Annotated in this window: 2 protein-coding genes; both read left to right on the plus strand. The window is 45.8% G+C overall.

What is annotated here, in order from left to right:
• The coding region (locus tag SFV55_RS05625) for a mechanosensitive ion channel family protein (protein WP_320028492.1) at positions 1-1,321 on the plus strand (1,321 nt) is incomplete at its 5' end.
• Between the two features lie 145 nt (positions 1,322-1,466).
• Positions 1,467-1,802: OmpH family outer membrane protein (locus SFV55_RS05630; protein WP_320028493.1), on the plus strand; the 336-nt coding region annotated here is incomplete at its 3' end.

Here is a 1,802-nt window from a genome sequence, read left to right on the forward strand (position 1 = left end):
GAGTTTTCAAATCAGTGGTGCACAATTAACAATTGCCTCATTACAAACACTGGGCTTGTTGGCACTCGATTGGCTGATTATGTTCTGGTTGTTGCGCAAATTGTTCCGCCGATTCGATGTAGAACAAGTCCGGCGGCGGCAGGTAAGACGGCGCTTTCAACCGCTTTTTTTGTACTTGATCGTCCTGACCTGGATGTGGACTTGTAAGGTAGACTATACTTTGTATCAGGATAAAATGCGCTGGATTGGAATTTCTACCCTAATTCAGGGCTTGATGCTTTGGCAAATTGCCTTCATTGTGGATCTGATTTTAGGCCGGGTTATTTTGCGCAATTTTTTTCAGGCCCAGGGAAATTTAAAAAACCCGATTCTGGGGGGCGGTTCCAGCGGCCTCCAACGCACCCTGAGCACCTCCAATCGCTACATTAAATATGCAGTATACGTCGTTACACTGATGGCGATGCTGAGTTTGTTCCAAACTGATTTCACCTTTTTTGAAGGTAAAGTTGGCAAGGGGAACTACGCCCTCCGCATTTCCAATGTGCTGATCGCAACTCTGGTGATTTTGACAGCGCAACTCCTGATTTGGCTGATCATCCATTTGTTTCTGGCCAATTTTTACCGTCGGCGTAGCATCAACATTGGATCGCAATTCGCTTTCAACCAACTCGTCAATTACCTCATCTACTTTATTGCCGGAATGATCGCCCTGCATTTTGTTGGGGTAAACATCACGGTGATTGCCGGTGGTGCGGTCGCCTTATTGGTGGGCGTGGGGATTGGTTTGCAACAAACTTTCAATGACTTCTTTTCGGGAATTTTGTTGTTGTTCGAACGTTCGGTGGAAGTAGGTGATTGGGTAGAAATTGATGGCCTGGTAGGTAAGGTGCGCAGGATTGGACCACGTACTTCGGTAGTACAAACCCGCGACAACCGCAGTGTCATTGTGCCCAATTCCCGATTGGTGATCAACAACGTGACCAACTGGAGCCACGGCGATGATGTAGCCCGCTTTACCGTTGCGGTAGGAGTAGCATATGGGTCTGACACCCAGTTGGTCAAACAAATTTTAGTCGATGTAGCCAAAAGCCACCCCAAAGTCTTGCCTACTCCCGAGGTGAATGCCCGCATGGTTTTGTTCGGCACCTCAAGCCTGGATTTTGAAGTTTATTTTTGGTCCAATGAATTTATGGGCATTGAAGACGTAAAGAGCGACATTCGCTTTGAGATCGACAGAGTATTCCGGGAACATAAAATTGAAATTCCCTTTACCCAAACCGACGTATGGATCAGGAATTGGGAAACGTTAAAGGGACGGTAAAAAATGCTAAAATTTTGTTATCCCGAACGCTATAGAGCCTGCATTGGTTAAGCATTAGTTAAACCAGCCCTTGCTGCTTTTCTTTTCACCAAACTTCCCGTTACATTATTGCAAATTTTCGTCACAAAACAAAAATAGAACTTCCATGAAGGAACAAACATTCAACCTCATTAAGAAAGCAATATTGGTTCTGGCCTTGGTTCCAGCTTTTGCCCTGATGGTACAAGCCCAACGTATTGCCAGTGTTGATGTATCCCGCATCCTTGAAAGTGTCAATGAATACAAGGCTGCTGGCGATGAATTGGACAAGATGGCTGCCCGCTGGCGCCAGGAAATTGCACAGGAATACGATAAAATCAAGAGCCTATACAACCGTTTTCAAGCAGAGCAAGTCCTTTTGAGTGACGAAGCACGCAGACAGCGTGAAGACGAGATTGTGAAGAAAGAATCGGAGGTTCGCGAAATGCAACGCAAACGCTTT

The sequence above is a fragment of the Haliscomenobacter sp. genome (genome assembly GCF_033763495.1).
Lineage (GTDB): Bacteria > Bacteroidota > Bacteroidia > Chitinophagales > Saprospiraceae > Haliscomenobacter.